The organism is Companilactobacillus mishanensis (assembly GCF_003946505.1).
In the GTDB taxonomy this organism is placed as follows: domain Bacteria; phylum Bacillota; class Bacilli; order Lactobacillales; family Lactobacillaceae; genus Companilactobacillus; species Companilactobacillus mishanensis.
Genome location: NZ_RHON01000005.1, coordinates 153,844 through 168,831 on the forward strand (window position 1 = coordinate 153,844; position 14,988 = coordinate 168,831).

Genomic DNA, 14,988 nt, shown 5'->3' on the forward strand with positions numbered 1-14,988 from the left:
TTTCCCAAATCATTCTCCCCCATTCCTACAAAACTCTACTTGTTTGAGCTTCGCGCTTTTCATAGTCTTCAACGAATTTATCCAGAATTTCAAAAACTTCGTTCATTTTGTCAGCTTGCATTACTTGGGCCCTTGCACGAACGGCATGAGGAATACCCTTTAAGTAGTAAGCTGCCTGTTGGCGGAATTCTGGAACGCCAATTTTCTCACCTTTTAAGTCTACCAGACGTTCGAGCTGAATTTTAGCAGTATTTATTTTTTCTCGAGTTTCAGGCTCAGGTAATAACTCTCCTGTCTCGATATAATGTTCCATAGCTGTCAGCTTCCAGAAGTTACCCAAGGCCGCTCTACCGACCATAGCAGCATCGGCGCCAACAGTATCGATCATGTATTTTGCATCTTGAGGCGTACGAATATCTCCGTTACCCATGAATGGAATCGTCAGCTGTTGTGCAACATCATGTAAAATATTCCAATCAGCTTTACCTTGATAAAACTGTGCTTTAGTCCGACCATGCATAGCAATGGCAGATGCACCACCCTCTTGAGCAGCTAATGCATTCTCCACTGCAAAAATATGGTCACTATCCCAACCAGTTCTCATCTTAACGGTCAATGGTTTATCTATTGAAGTGCTGACTGCCTTCACAACTTGATAAACTTTGTCTGGATCCAAAAGCCAACGTGACCCAGCATCGTTTTTGGTTACCTTTTTAACGGGACAGCCCATATTAATATCAATGATATCAGCGTTCGTATTCTCAGCAACGTATTGTGCTGCTTGAACTAATGATTCTTGGCTTCCACCAAATATCTGAATGCTGACAGGATGCTCTTTGGGATCAACGAACAACATATCCAATGTCTTTTTATTTCGATATTCGATACCTTTATCACTGACCATTTCACAAACAACCAAACCCGCTCCAAATTCTCTAGCGGTCAGTCTAAATGATGAATTGGTAACACCAGCCATAGGCGCAACAACGACTTGATTTGGAATTTTTACGTTTCCAATTTTCCATTCCATGCGTTTTACCTCTAATTATTTCAATTACAACATGCAATGATAGCAAATTTTACAAACTAATAGCAAATAACATTACTTTTTGTCAGCAATTATAGTAGCCAACTCTTGTTCAGAAAATTGATATTTGTTATTACAGAATTTGCATACTGCCTCTGCACCATGGTTTTCATCGATCATTGCTTGTAACTCGTCATCTGACAAAGTAGCGAGCGACTTAGAAAACTTTTCCTTAGAGCAATCGCATTTGAATCGGATATCCATTGTATCCAATATTTTCATTTCGATACCATGCATCAATTTGTTAAGTATCTCTTCAGAACTCAATCCTTCATTCATCAATTCTGAAATGTTGGGAACAGTTTTTAGATTATCTTCAATTTTAGTAATGTCATCGTCAGTTGCACCAGGTAACGTTTGAATCAGGAATCCTCCGGCAACCCCGACTGTTTCGTTAGGATGTACGAAAACTGATACTCCAACTGCTGAAGGAATCTGCTCTGACTTTGCCATGTAGTATGCGAAGTCATCGCCAATCTCACCAGAAACAATTGGTGTTTGACCTGTAAATGGTTCTTTTAAGTGTAAGTCTTTTGTAACACTCAAAGTACCCTGTGTTCCGACTGCACCACGTACATCGATGTGATGTTTATCATTTAGCGGCAAACTAACGTGAGGATTTTGAATGTATCCCTTAACATTACCTTGTGCATCTGCGTCTACAACAATGGCACCAGCAGGACCGTTCCCTACAACTCTTGTAGTAAGGACCTCATCTTCCTTGATTGTAGAAGTTGCCACTAGTATTGAACCAATCATTGTACGACCCAGTGCAGCAGTGGAATTAGTCCAAGTATCATGTCTCTTTTGAGCTTCAGCTATTGTATCTGTAGCATCAATGACATATGCTCGAAATTTTCCATCAGTTGAAACCGACTTTATTAATTTATCTGTCATAAAATACGCCCTTCGTAATAAAAAGCGACTCTTGCGAGTCGCTTTTTTTAATGATTATTTATCGTCATTGTTATCGTTATCTTTTTCTGAAGGAAATTGGATGTCATTTGAGTCATCTTTCTTATCTTCAGATTTAGGTGCTTCAGGAGTATCGTCAGGTTTTTCAACATTACCTGATCCAGAACCATTCGAGTCATCTGAATTATCAGAATCATTAGAATCATCTGAATCATTTGTTGGTGTCTCTGACTTTTGCTTTGCAGCATCTTTAGCTTCAGCAGCACGTTTTGCTTGCTCGAATGAGTTTGCAGTTTCACTTGGGAATTCAGCGTTTGCATCGTTTTCAGGCATTTTACCTGTATCAAACAAACTAAGGATTTCTTTTTCATCAAGTGTTTCGTACTTGAGAAGTGCTTCCGCAATCAACTTATGTTTATCACGATGGCTTTCGATGATCTCTCTAGCTTGTTCGTGAGCTTCGTCAATAATACGTTTAACTTCTTGGTCAATTGCCATAGCAGTATCTTGTGAGTAAGTAGGCTCTGCACGATAGCCACCACTACCAACTGGTTGTCCATCTTTTTCAAGTTGAACAGTACCAAGACGGTCTGTCATACCATATTCAGTAACCATTGTACGGGCAATTTGTGTTGCCTGTTCAAAGTCATTTGAAGCACCTGATGATTGTTGACCAAAGATAATTTCTTCGGCTGTACGACCACCAAGTAAACCAGCGATTTGTTCTGTTAATTCTTTCTTAGTTACCAAGTTTTGATCATCTTTAGGAAGCATGATGGCATATCCACCAGCACGTCCACGAGGAACGATAGTAACTTTTCTAACTACTCGAGAATCGTTCAGTACCAAACCAATAATTGCGTGTCCAGCTTCGTGATATGCGACCATGTGACGTTCCTTATCAGAAATAACACGGTTTCTCTTAGCTGGTCCAGCGATAACTCTATCTTCAGCTTCATCAATATCTGAAGAATCAATCTTAGTTTTATGACGTCTTGCAGCAACTAAAGCAGCTTCGTTAAGTAAGTTTTCTAGATCAGCACCAACGAATCCTGGTGTTTGTTGTGCAATAACTTTTAGATCAACGTCATCTGTAAAGGTCTTGTTCTTAGAATGAACTTTAAGAATAGCTTCACGACCTTTAACATCAGGACGTCCAACCAAAATTTTACGGTCGAAACGGCCTGGACGTAGCAACGCAGGGTCAAGAACATCAGAACGGTTAGTAGCAGCCATAACGATGACACCCTCATTACCAGTAAATCCATCCATTTCAATCAATAATTGGTTAAGTGTTTGTTCACGTTCGTCGTTACCACCACCGGTACCGGCACCACGTTGACGACCAACAGCATCAATTTCATCAATGAAGATGATCGATGGAGCATCTTTTTTAGCGTTTTCAAATAAATCACGCACACGAGATGCACCAACACCAACGAACATTTCAACGAAATCTGAACCTGAAATTGAATAGAATGGAACTTTAGCTTCACCAGCAACAGCTTTTGCAAGTAAAGTCTTACCAGTACCAGGAGGACCTTCGAGAAGAACACCCGATGGTATACGAGCACCAAGTGAAACATACTTACGTGGATCTTTTAGGAAGTCAACAACTTCGACAAGTTCTTGCTTCTCTTCCTCAGCACCAGCAACATCTGAGAATCTAACTTTGTTTTTCTTAGGATCTTCAGGCTTAACTTTGGATTTTCCAAAGCTCATTACACGGTTTGCACCGCCACCTTGACCCCCACGACCCATAAGGGCGAAGAAAACAAAGAAGATCAGAATGATCGGAACGATAGAGATTATCAAGTACAACCATTGACTAGATTGAGACTTAGCGGCTGCAGTAGTCTTTACGTCCTTTGCCATTGCGGCATTATTGATTTGTTTCAAAGTATCATTGTTAGGTAATACTGTAGAAGTAAATTCAGAAACTTTAGAACTGGATGAACTACTACGTCCTAATAAGGAAACTGAACGTGAAGAATTTACTTTTTGAGCCTTTTTGTATTGACCAGTAACTTGGTAAGCGCCACTGACAGGTTCAATCTTGAAACTCTTTACCTTACCCTTTTTTAATTGTGTAATAAATTGATCTTGGCTTAATGTCTTGGTTTGGTCGGTTGATTGACCACCCGCGAACCAACTTGCAGCAAGTACTAATACTACAAATAGCAAGATATAAAACAGGCTATTGTTAATGAGCCTATTTCGATTATTTTTCATATGTTTCCTCCTAAGCTTAGACGTTACATATTGTAACATTAGTGGGTATTAACACAATAATAATTGTACCGCTAACTGAATTATTTTGTTGAATAAATCTCTGGTTTTAATACGCCGACGTATGGTAGATTGCGGTATCGCTCGTTATAATCCATTCCATATCCAACCACAAATGCATCAGGTATTTTAACGCCGTTGTAGTCAACATGAACATGTTTGATTCTGCGAGACGGTTTATCTAAAAAGGAAACTATCTTGACTGAATTTGCATGTCGAGTATTAAACAACTCGATCAATCGATCTAAAGTGAATCCTGTATCAATAATATCTTCAACAATAACTACATCACGACCTCGTAGAGAGGTATCAAGGTCTTTGATAATTTTGACATCCCCTGTTGTAGTCGTATTTTCGCCACCATAACTTGAGACATCCATAAAGTCATATTCCATAGGGATATCTACATGCTTGATCAAATCCATCATAAACATTGCTGCACCACGCAGAATGCAGACGAATAAAGGATTCTTTCCAGCATAATCTTTTGCTAATTGTGTCCCCAAACGCTTATTTGCTTCAGCAATCTCATCTTCAGACACTAAAACTCTTTCTATATCAGAATCCATTCTCATACCTCATCAAATTGAATTTTAAAGAATATTTTCCCTGTTTTTAAATAATCGCTTATATTATATATTTTTTCAACCCAAACAACCTCATTATCGAATAATAATATTGGAAAATTATCTCGTTTTATTTCGGGAATTTTTTCATTGATAAATCTTTTGCCAAGTTTCTGATGCTTTAAGTCCTTGATTGTTAATTTATCACCACTTCGCCTGGTTCTCAAAATAATTTGCTTTGGCATTCTTTCTACTGAAAAGGTGGCATCACTTTCGTCAGTTTCAATTAACTCAAACCAGTGATTATTAAATTTATAACGCTTATTTAATTCGACTTTTAATTCAGTCTGTTTAGTTTCAAAAACTTGTTTGACCTCAAATTCAGAATAAGACCTGATAAATTTCCAATTATTTTCCAAATCAACCGTAGTATTAGGCTTTTCACTCAATACAACCTCAATCAATTGTATTATTTGTTTATTACTTACCGAAACCTCTGGTAACTTTCGAGTGAAGAGACTTCCCCAAAAAAGTGTTTGCTGATCAACATCCAATTTATCCACTCTACTTAAATTACCCGATAAACCTGAATTAGATTCTTTTAGATCCATATTTCGTTCGATTTCTAGAAATTTGCCAATAGATATATCGATTAGAGCATTCAGCTGTCGATCAAACAATCCGAAATGTTTAAGTAGTTGTCCATTCTCTGTTTCCAATTGTGGAAAAATATTATTACGGAGCCTATTTCTCATTGTGATATTTTCAAAATTAGTCTCATCTTGAATATGATCAAGCTTATTTTTCTTGGCGTAAGTCTTCAACTCTGATTTTGAAAAACTAAGAAGTGGTCGCAACAACTGGCCGCCACCGAAGCTACGACGACTCTTCAAGCTAGTGATTTCATAAACGTTACCTGAACGAATCAACTTCATCAAAATATTCTCTGCTAAATCATTTGCGTGATGAGCTGTAAGTAAGGTATCAAATTGGTGATCATTCATTATTTTCTCAAAGTAACCGTACCGGAATTTTCTCGCGGCAGCTTCCATCCCTAAATCACCAAAATTTTTATTCCACTTGGTAGTATAAAAATCAAATCCCTTGTCACGACAGTAATCCGCCACGAACTTAACTTCATTTTTACTTTCAGGACGTAAATCGTGATCAACATTTACCACTGCAAAATCACTTTTAGCATAAATTTTAGAAATGACATCTGTCAGGACCATCGAGTCAACGCCCCCAGAAACGGCAATCAAAATTCGTTGAGCGTGGTTCTGTTTCAAAACATGTTTAACTTTAGCAATCAAATCTATCTCAATCGACATACTCTCTCCTTAAAAAATAAAAAGGCTGAGACTTATGTCCCAACCCCTATATTTTCTTAAAAATTATCCGCGTCTTCCACCGCGTCCACCACGTTTTCCTTCTGTGTTCTTGCGTAGTGTGCTCAAACGATCTTCGCTTTCCTTCATGAATCCTGACATCATATCGTCAAAACTTTCGGGACGTTGTTGATGTTGTTGTGGTCTTGGTTTTCTTTCGTGATGACGTGGTCTTGGTTTGTCAGTTGCTTGTTTAATAGAAAGTGCAATCTTACCGTCCTTGTCATTCAATACGAGGACTTTTACCGTGTCGCCAACTTTGAGAACATCGTGGATATCTTTGACGTAGCTATCTGCCACCTCACTGATATGAACCATGCCGCTTTGTTTATCCCCTAAATCGACAAATGCTCCAAAGTTAGTAATTCCGGTAACTTTACCTTCTGTTTTTGATCCTACTTCAACTGTCATCTAAATTAAAAATTCCCTTTCCTATTTTTGTACCGATGTGTCATTTATTGGCAAATTATATACTTGTTCCCCAGGTTTAGAATACATGTACTTATCACGTACATATTTTTCAAGGTAGTTGGTATTTTGCAATTGTCCAATTTGAATATTCAAATCTTTTTCAGTTGCTTTTTGTTTTTGCAATTTCTGTTGGCCTATCTCAATTTGGTTATTTGTTTGAGAATAAGTTCTTTGGGAAAGTAGTATTTGTGACCCGAAAATTAAAATAACAATAGCAAACAATGCTCCTATTAAAATCAGACGGCGTTGATGAACTTTAGCCACGTAATCGGACTGTGTTCTATTGGCTTTTGCTACTCCATCTTGTCTTGGACGTAACACTGATATATTAGGATGTGCTGTTTTTCTTATCTCCATGCCATTTTTCCCCTTCAGAAATCATTACTACGAGTATACCAACTTTAAACAGAACTTTGTTAAAATTTAAAGTTTTTTAAACAAATTGACTTAAAAATCTTAATTTATTTCTTCAAACAAGTCTGCTGATTCGTTCTTCTTGGTTGTCTCTTTAACATTCAAGACACGAACTTTCATAGTTCTTTCACCAAAATGTAACTCGATAGTATCCCCTTCAGAAATATCTGTAGAAGACTTGGCAACTCGGTCATTTACTAAAGCACGTCCATTGTCTGTAAACTCTTTGGCAACTGTACGGCGTTTGATGATCCGGCTGACCTTTAAAAATTTATCTAATCTCATATTTAATCCTCGATTTTTATTAATTTTACTAAATGCTTACCAAATGGCAGGATCTCCCATTCAGATTTTTTTAATAGTTTCCATTCCACTGCAAAGAATAGAAAAATGACTACTCCAATTGGAATCAAAATTACGTTTATCAATACAGAACTCAATCGGGTCAATTCCATAAAGTTCAGCATGAACTTCTCTAAAGCTCGAATCATAAGTGCCATGACTAATCCAGCCACAGCCGTCTTCAGTACGAAGTCCCAACTTAAAACTAAGAATCCTAGACTCGATCGATAAATGAACATTATTCCAAATAATATTACACATTCACTCAATACTGTTGCGATGGCAGATCCAGTAATATGCATTGATGGAACTAACAATATATTCAAGACGATTTTGAAAACTAGCGATGCGATAAATAATACCAGCTTTGACAAATTTTTGCTAGAATCTCCACTCGTAACTGCAACTAATAAATTAATTGTTGAAACCAAAAATATCGAACACATATAAATTGCCAAGGCAACTGAACCTGATGTATTGGTGAACAACATCATATTGATGTCCGGCATAAGGGCTACTAGCCCCGCTGTCTCAGCAATGGAAAGCAATAGACAGACTCTGACCATGCGCTTGATCAATGGTTTATTCTGATCTGTTTGATTTGTTTTCTTCAGTTGTGGCATTATCGTCGAAATAAACGAGAGTGAAATTACTATCCCCAACTGTATCAATGGTTGTGCTCGGTCAAATACACCCTTCATTATTTCTGCTTGATGAAGTGGCATACCATTATGCATCAGTAGTCGCAGCATACTGAAGGAATCGATGAACTGATAAAAAATCGTTATTCCAGTGAAAAGGATTATCAACACGATTTCCAATCCTAATCCATGTTCCAATTCAATATTTACTTCAGGAGTTTTTATAAAGAATTTATTTTCACTCTTTAAAAAGGTAAACAATAAGATGAATACTGCAAAAATTCCACCGATGAATGCTCCTGAATTAGCTAATGCACCCATTTGATAGATGTTGATTGCACCACGACCGAACAAAACAGCAGATCCAATAATTATTATTATTCGAATCAACTGTTCCAGTACTTGAGAAAAAGCACTCGGCTCCATTACCAGGTCACTTTGAAAGTAGCCTCGCAAACTAGCCTCGAATGGCACTAAGATAAATGCCAAACTGACTGTTCGTATTTCATGGTACAGACTAGGATCTCCCATGAATATTGCCAAATATCTGGCGCTACTCCAAATTACGAATATCAATCCGATAGCTGCTGCCATCATGATCACGAACGATATCTTGAGCAATTTGTTCTTCGCCGCTTGATCATTCTGTTGTGCAAACGACTTGGATAACACTACCGGCAATCCAGTAAGTGCAAGTACTGAGAAGATTCCATATATCGGATAAACTTGCTGATAAATAAAGTACCCTCGATCTCCGACGATATTTTGTAACGGGATCCGGTAGATAGCACTGAGCAATTCTGAAAAAAGTGAAGCTATTGTCAGCACCCACGTACCTTTGACAGCCTTTGAAATAGTTTCTCTTTGCATTATTTCTTATTCTTAGCTTTCTTCATTTCTACAAATTTCTCCATCATCTTCTCGGCAAAAATTTGTAGTTGATCAAACCATTGATTTCTCTCAACACTACCTGAATCCAACGAAATTCTAAATTCATTGCCATCATTTTTAACGGTAGCCTTCATTGTAGTGTTCTCCAAGAATTTGAAAACTAAATCTCCTGTTAAGTAATCTGTAGCCTTCTCTGAAAATGTGATAGCAATAATGCCGTTCTTCATGATAACTTTCTTAACTAACGCTTCGTCAAAGTTTGCCTTCATTAAACTGATATCCAACAGATTAGAGACTTCATCTGGATATTGGCCAAATCTGTCGATCAATTCTGAACGAACTTCTTGATAATTTTCGACAGAATCAATTTGTCTAATACGTTTGTATAGTTCAACCTTTTGTCGCTCATCAGTAATGTAATCAGCAGGGATGTATGCATCCAACTCCAGATTAACTTCTGAATTAGTTTTCTCAGCTTTAGTGTGGCCACGTTTCTTAGCAACCGCGTCATTCAACATTTGTGAATATAAATCAAATCCGACTGAATCGATAAATCCATGCTGTTGCTTACCTAGCAAGTTACCGGCACCACGAATGGACAAATCACGCATGGCAATCTTGAATCCTGAACCTAACTCGGTAAAGTTTTTGATAGCTTCCAAACGTTTCTCACCGACTTCAGTCAAAACTTTGTTAGGACGATACATCAAGTATGCGTATGCCACTCGACTTGAACGGCCAACACGACCTCTAATTTGATAAAGTTGTGAAAGTCCGTATCTATCAGCATTTTCAACAATCAAAGTATTGGTATTTGGCATATCAACACCGGTCTCGATAATTGTCGTTGTGACTAAGACATCATAATCTCCGTTCAAATAGTCGGAAATTACACCTTCCATTTGCGTTTCATTCATTCGTCCATGAGCTGTAGCAATTCGTGCTTCGGGAACTAGTGCTTGGATCTGGTCGGCAGTTCGTTCCATATCTTCCACTCTGTTGTGCAAATAGAAGACTTGACCGCCACGTTCCATTTCACGCTTGATGGCACTAGCAACAACATCAAAATTCTGTTCCATGACATAAGTTTGAACTGGATATCTGTTACTTGGGGCCGTCTCGATCAGTGACAAGTCACGAACTCCCAACATTGACATGTTCAATGTTCTAGGTATTGGAGTTGCCGTAAGTGTTAATACATCAACATTAGCCTTTAATTCCTTGATTTTCTCTTTGTGTTTAACACCAAAACGCTGTTCCTCATCAATTATCAATAGACCGATATCATCAAATCTCATATCCTTTGAAAGCAGACGATGAGTCCCAACAACAATATCGATTTCTCCTTCAGCAAGCTTTTCGATTATTTCTTTACTCTGCTTACGAGATTGGAATCGAGATAGAACTGCAATATTAACTGGAAATCCTTCAAAACGGTCACGCATTGTTTCGTAATGTTGTTGAGCTAATAAAGTTGTTGGCGCAAGAAATACAACTTGTTTACCGCCTTCAACAGCTTTAAACGCTGCACGCAACGCAACTTCGGTTTTACCAAAGCCAACATCCCCAACTAATAACCTATCCATTGGATGGGCTTTTTCCATATCACGTTTGATTTCATCAATTGAACGCAATTGGTCAGGTGTTTCTGGATATGGAAAGGCATTATCAAAGTCATGTTGCATCTGGTCATCTTTCGGAAACGGATGGCCCTTTTCAGCTTCACGCTTAGCATATAGATCAATCAAATCGTCAGCGATATCTTCAATACTAGATTGAACTTTATTCTTAGTCTTTGCCCATTCCTTACCGCCAAGTTTGTTGACCCGTGGAGACTTACCTTCTGATGAGACATATTTTTGAACCATATCCAATTGAGAAACTGGAATGAACAAACGGCCATCATCACGGTATTCAATCGTAATGTAATCTTGATGTTTTCCATCGACTTCCATGGTCTTCATACCGATAAATTTACCGATACCATGATTGACATGAACAACATAATCGCCCGGTTTGAGTTCGTTATAACTCTTCAGACGTTCCGCATTGGCCAAAGTTTGATGTCGACGACGCTTAGGCTGTTTATTGAACAACTCTTTTTCAGTAATGACTGCTAGCTTCTTCTCAGGCATTTCAAAACCTAATCCTAAACTGGCATTCATTATTTGAGTTTGTCCTGGCAAAATTTTATCGGCCGTTGTTAACGAAGCCTTGATACCAAAATCAGTCAAAGTATTACTGATAGCATTGATTCTCTTCTGATTATTTATCAAAATCAAAACAGTGTATTCTTGCTTCTGCCAACGTTCTACTTCTGACTTTAACAATGGCATTTGACTAAAGAACTGTTGCATCGAGCGAACTGGAACATTTTGTAATTGGTCAAGTTTGATACGTCCGATTCCTTGTTGGAATTGTGATAGATATACTTGAGCATCTTTATTCATAGTCACCAAATCGACAAAGTTACGACGGATCTTTTGTTCTGGCAATGCTTTTCCATACTCAAGTTGGCTAGATAACCAGGCAGCATTGTCAGCTTTATTATCATTTGATTGTTCGACCAAACGATTATATTCATCAAACATAACAATGTCGTCATCAGCGAGATAATCCAATAGACCACTTGGTGTATCAATGACGTAATCGATAATACTTCCAATAGTATCGGGGTGGATCCCTTCTGACATTTCCTCAATCATCTGTGCAAAAGTCAATTCAAGATTGTTCTTAGTCTCTTTATCTGCAGCTTCAAGTTGTTTATCGTAACTCTTCTGCAATTTCTTTAATCCAGACTTAGCCTGTTCATCAGTTATTATCCTATCTTTAGCAGGTAAGATCTCCACTGACTTCAACTCTTCAATACTTCTTTGAGTCTCAGTATCAAATGACTTGATTTTCTCAACTTGATTACCAAAAAATTCGATACGCAACGGATCATCCATATTTAACGGATAAATATCAACAATATCTCCACGTATAGCAAAGTCGCCCGGCTTAGCAACCAATTTATCCTTACTGAATCCCATTTGTACAAAAATCGAATTGAGATTATCCAAATCATATTCTTCGTTCTGTTCAATTTTCAGCTGGGATTCTTTAAATAAAGCCTTAGCAGATAAAGCATATTCAATACCTGCAGTTGAAGTAACGACGATTCCTGGTTGGTCGTTCACCAAAAAGCTCAAAGCATCTAGTCGTTGACTCAATTCATCAGGTGAACTTGTTGCTATCTCTGTTGAAATAGCTTCTTCCACTGGAAAAATATGTACTCGTTCCCCATCGATCAAATTTAAATCATCATATAATCTATTAGCGTGAAAATTAGTATTTTCAACGATCAATATTTTCTTATTTGTTTTTTCTAAAGTATCCAACGCAAATAGGGCAATCGTCGATCCAATCAAACCAGTGAGCATGTTTTTAGTCTCTGGTTTGATCTTTTCGATAAATTCCCCAAGGTCGAGTCTATTAGAAATGTATTTTGTTAAATCCACATTTGACCCCCTTAATTAAGGTAGCTTAGTTGTATTTGTTCATTAGTTGGTCAAAACTATCGCCATCTACCCAGTCTTCAACGGCTGATGCAGCATTATCGATACCCATGAATGCAGCAGGTGCTTCATCTTTTGAGAAAGGTGTAAGAACCCAGTTCACGACCGTTTGTCTTGCTGGATGTTGGATCCCGATTTTGATACGTTTGAAATCTTTTGTACCCACGGCAGAAATTATACTCTTTATTCCGTTGTGACCACCGGCAGAACCCTTGGAACGTAATCTCACTTTACCGATCGGCATATCTAAATCGTCTTGAATGACCATGATTTCGTCTTCTTGAATCTGGAAATATCCCATTATTAAACGAACAGCACGCCCTGAATCATTCATAAAAGTAAGTGGTTTAACTAAAAAGACAGTCTCACCTTTGACCTTAAATTTGCAATATTCAGCGCTAAAGTCCTTTTTCATTTGAGTTTGACCATAACTATCCATCAATTTGTCGATAGTCATAAAACCCATATTATGCTTAGTCTTATCATATTTCTTGCCCGGATTACCAAGGCCTATAATACATTTCAATTTAATACCCCATTTCGATGTCCAATTATATCATTTTAATTCATGAAAATTTTCATTTTTTTCGTATCGTTATTGTACATTAGGTGTCTTTATTTGTATAATTAGCGTTGAAACATAATATTTTTGAAGGGATGATAATTTATATGACGACTCCAACAAATGAAAAGAATCATCAAAAAGTACTTCTAGTCGGTGATGGTGCTGTAGGTTCTACTTACGCATACGCAATGACACTACAAGGTATCGCTCAAGAATTTGTAATCTGCGATATTGCTAAGGATAAGATCAAGGGTGACGCAATTGATATTGCTGATGCAACTCCTTGGACATATCCAAAGAACATCTATGCAGGTGAATATTCAGATGCCAAAGATGCTGACTTGGTTGTTATTACAGCCGGTGCACCACAAAAACCAGGTGAAACAAGACTTGACCTAGTTAACAAAAACCTTAACATTTTGAAATCAATCGTTGACCCAATCGTTGACTCAGGTTTCAACGGTATCTTCTTAGTTGCTGCTAACCCAGTTGATATCCTTACATATGCTACATGGAAACTTTCAGGTTTCCCTAAGGAACGTGTTATTGGTTCAGGTACTTCACTTGACACTGCTAGATTACAAAAATTCGTTGGTCAAGAACTTGACGTTGATCCTCGTTCTATCCATGGTTACATCATGGGTGAACATGGTGATTCAGAATTCGCTGCATGGTCACATCTAACAATCGGCGGAATCACAATGAAAGAATGGATGGAAATCCACCCAGAAATCACACAAGAAAAACTTGATGCTATTCAAGAACGTGTTATCAAAGGTGCTTACGAAATCATCAACTTGAAAGGTGCTACATTCTACGGAATCGGTACTGCTCTTGCAAGAATTTCTAAAGCAATTCTTTCAGACGAAAATACAGTGCTTCCATTATCTGTATACATGAACGGTGAATATGGCGTAAACGATGTATATATCGGTTCACCAGCAATCGTTAACCGTAAAGGTTTGAAACAAATTCTTCAAGTTCCATTAACAGACGAAGAAAGTGCAAAGATGAAAGGCTCAGCTGACGCACTTGCTAAAGTTCTTAAAGATGGATTCGAAGCAACAGGTATCAAAGGTCGTCAATAATCCTTGATAGATTAAAGAATGCTTAGGCATTCTTTTTTTTTGCCTTGAACTACTGTATTATTAATACATCGAGTTCAAATGGAGAGTATATAAATGCTAGTTAAATCATTGGTTCAAACAAAAGAAAAATTAACGACTGTTAAAGAAACAGTTACATTGGAAGAAGCTTTAAAAGTCTTAGAAGATTCTGGCTTCCGTTGTGTTCCCATCTTAGATGAAACAGGTCAGATCTTCCGCGGAAATATTTACAAAATGCATATTTATCGTCACATTGCACGTGGTGGTGATATGAGTTTACCTGTTACTACGCTTATGAAAAATGCCACAAAAACTATCAACGTAGATTCTCCTTTCTTCAAAGTATTCTTCAACATTAAGGACCTTCCATACATTGCTGTTTTAGACGAAAACAATTTATTCTACGGTATCTTAACTCACGCAAGACTCTTGAATATGTTATCTGATGCCTGGAATTTGGAAGTCAGCAGCTACGTATTAACAGTTAGTTCAACTGGCGAACGTGGTGACTTGGCTAAAATGCTCAAAATCATCGCCAAGTACGTTTCAATCTCAGGTTGTGTAACATTGGACGCAAAAACTAACGAAGTTGTTAGACGTAACCTATTTACACTTCCTGCCGAAACTACAGTTGATGACTTGAAGAACATCATTAAACGATTAGAGAAGAAAAGCTTCGTCGTTTCTGAGATTGATGACCTCAGATCAGGAAAGATTTTGAACAAAAATACATTATAAAATGCAAAAAAATCGTGA

Annotated in this window: 13 protein-coding genes; 2 read left to right on the top strand and 11 right to left on the bottom strand. The window is 37.7% G+C overall.

The window, feature by feature from the left end; translation table 11 throughout:
- Window positions 1-25: 25 nt before the first annotated feature.
- The 11 genes from dusB to pth form a co-directional block, all read right to left on the bottom strand.
- Window positions 26-1,030 carry a tRNA dihydrouridine synthase DusB gene (gene dusB, locus EKM63_RS07425; RefSeq protein WP_125705238.1) on the bottom strand — a complete coding sequence of 335 codons (1,005 nt, stop codon included), beginning with the start codon at window positions 1,028-1,030 and terminating at the stop codon, window positions 26-28.
- A 72-nt stretch (window positions 1,031-1,102) separates the two neighbouring features.
- A complete protein-coding gene (gene hslO / locus EKM63_RS07430) occupies window positions 1,103-1,984 on the bottom strand; it encodes an Hsp33 family molecular chaperone HslO (protein WP_125705240.1) in 882 nt (293 codons plus the stop codon).
- A gap of 54 nt (window positions 1,985-2,038) precedes the next feature.
- Window positions 2,039-4,234, bottom strand: a complete 2,196-nt coding sequence (ftsH, locus tag EKM63_RS07435) for an ATP-dependent zinc metalloprotease FtsH (protein ID WP_125705242.1) — start codon at window positions 4,232-4,234, stop codon at window positions 2,039-2,041.
- An 80-nt stretch (window positions 4,235-4,314) separates the two neighbouring features.
- A complete protein-coding gene (gene hpt, locus EKM63_RS07440; protein ID WP_125705244.1) occupies window positions 4,315-4,860 on the bottom strand; it encodes a hypoxanthine phosphoribosyltransferase in 546 nt (181 codons plus the stop codon).
- A 2-nt stretch (window positions 4,861-4,862) separates the two neighbouring features.
- Window positions 4,863-6,188, bottom strand: a complete 1,326-nt coding sequence (gene tilS, locus EKM63_RS07445) for a tRNA lysidine(34) synthetase TilS (RefSeq protein ID WP_125705246.1) — start codon at window positions 6,186-6,188, stop codon at window positions 4,863-4,865.
- A gap of 63 nt (window positions 6,189-6,251) precedes the next feature.
- The gene (locus EKM63_RS07450) at window positions 6,252-6,656 is read right to left on the bottom strand and encodes a S1 domain-containing RNA-binding protein (RefSeq protein WP_125705248.1); all 405 of its coding nucleotides are present in this window, start codon (window positions 6,654-6,656) and stop codon (window positions 6,252-6,254) included.
- A gap of 21 nt (window positions 6,657-6,677) precedes the next feature.
- Window positions 6,678-7,073: an FtsB family cell division protein gene (locus EKM63_RS07455; RefSeq protein WP_125705250.1), complete on the bottom strand. Its 396-nt coding sequence runs from the start codon at window positions 7,071-7,073 to the stop codon at window positions 6,678-6,680.
- Window positions 7,074-7,172: 99 nt separating this feature from the next.
- The gene (locus tag EKM63_RS07460) at window positions 7,173-7,415 is read right to left on the bottom strand and encodes an RNA-binding S4 domain-containing protein (protein WP_125705252.1); all 243 of its coding nucleotides are present in this window, start codon (window positions 7,413-7,415) and stop codon (window positions 7,173-7,175) included.
- 2 nt (window positions 7,416-7,417) lie between these two features.
- Window positions 7,418-8,983, bottom strand: a complete 1,566-nt coding sequence (locus EKM63_RS07465) for a putative polysaccharide biosynthesis protein (protein ID WP_125705253.1) — start codon at window positions 8,981-8,983, stop codon at window positions 7,418-7,420.
- Window positions 8,983-12,504: a transcription-repair coupling factor gene (gene mfd, locus EKM63_RS07470; protein ID WP_125705255.1), complete on the bottom strand. Its 3,522-nt coding sequence runs from the start codon at window positions 12,502-12,504 to the stop codon at window positions 8,983-8,985. Before mfd ends, EKM63_RS07465 begins: the two co-directional genes overlap by 1 nt.
- A 25-nt stretch (window positions 12,505-12,529) precedes the next feature.
- Window positions 12,530-13,087, bottom strand: coding sequence for an aminoacyl-tRNA hydrolase (gene pth, locus EKM63_RS07475; RefSeq protein WP_125705257.1), 558 nt, complete (start codon window positions 13,085-13,087; stop codon window positions 12,530-12,532).
- A 143-nt stretch (window positions 13,088-13,230) separates the two neighbouring features.
- Here pth and EKM63_RS07480 point away from each other — a divergent pair, with 143 nt between their 5' ends.
- Together EKM63_RS07480 and cbpA are read left to right on the top strand one after the other, a co-directional pair.
- Complete coding sequence (locus EKM63_RS07480) at window positions 13,231-14,214, top strand: L-lactate dehydrogenase (RefSeq protein ID WP_125705259.1); 984 nt, start codon at window positions 13,231-13,233, stop codon at window positions 14,212-14,214.
- 93 nt (window positions 14,215-14,307) lie between these two features.
- Window positions 14,308-14,970 carry a cyclic di-AMP binding protein CbpA gene (gene cbpA / locus EKM63_RS07485; protein WP_125705261.1) on the top strand — a complete coding sequence of 221 codons (663 nt, stop codon included), beginning with the start codon at window positions 14,308-14,310 and terminating at the stop codon, window positions 14,968-14,970.
- Window positions 14,971-14,988: the final 18 nt, after the last annotated feature.

Excerpts from the sequence above, each read along its gene's own strand:
- dusB (WP_125705238.1), bottom strand. The coding sequence starts at position 1,030 with ATGGAATGGAAAATTGGAAACGTAAAAATTCCAAATCAAGTCGTTGTT.
- hslO (WP_125705240.1), bottom strand. The coding sequence starts at position 1,984 with ATGACAGATAAATTAATAAAGTCGGTTTCAACTGATGGAAAATTTCGA.
- ftsH (WP_125705242.1), bottom strand. The coding sequence starts at position 4,234 with ATGAAAAATAATCGAAATAGGCTCATTAACAATAGCCTGTTTTATATC.
- hpt (WP_125705244.1), bottom strand. The coding sequence starts at position 4,860 with ATGGATTCTGATATAGAAAGAGTTTTAGTGTCTGAAGATGAGATTGCT.
- tilS (WP_125705246.1), bottom strand. The coding sequence starts at position 6,188 with ATGTCGATTGAGATAGATTTGATTGCTAAAGTTAAACATGTTTTGAAA.
- EKM63_RS07450 (WP_125705248.1), bottom strand. The coding sequence starts at position 6,656 with ATGACAGTTGAAGTAGGATCAAAAACAGAAGGTAAAGTTACCGGAATT.
- EKM63_RS07455 (WP_125705250.1), bottom strand. The coding sequence starts at position 7,073 with ATGGAGATAAGAAAAACAGCACATCCTAATATATCAGTGTTACGTCCA.
- EKM63_RS07460 (WP_125705252.1), bottom strand. The coding sequence starts at position 7,415 with ATGAGATTAGATAAATTTTTAAAGGTCAGCCGGATCATCAAACGCCGT.
- EKM63_RS07465 (WP_125705253.1), bottom strand. The coding sequence starts at position 8,983 with ATGCAAAGAGAAACTATTTCAAAGGCTGTCAAAGGTACGTGGGTGCTG.
- EKM63_RS07480 (WP_125705259.1), top strand. The coding sequence starts at position 13,231 with ATGACGACTCCAACAAATGAAAAGAATCATCAAAAAGTACTTCTAGTC.
- cbpA (WP_125705261.1), top strand. The coding sequence starts at position 14,308 with ATGCTAGTTAAATCATTGGTTCAAACAAAAGAAAAATTAACGACTGTT.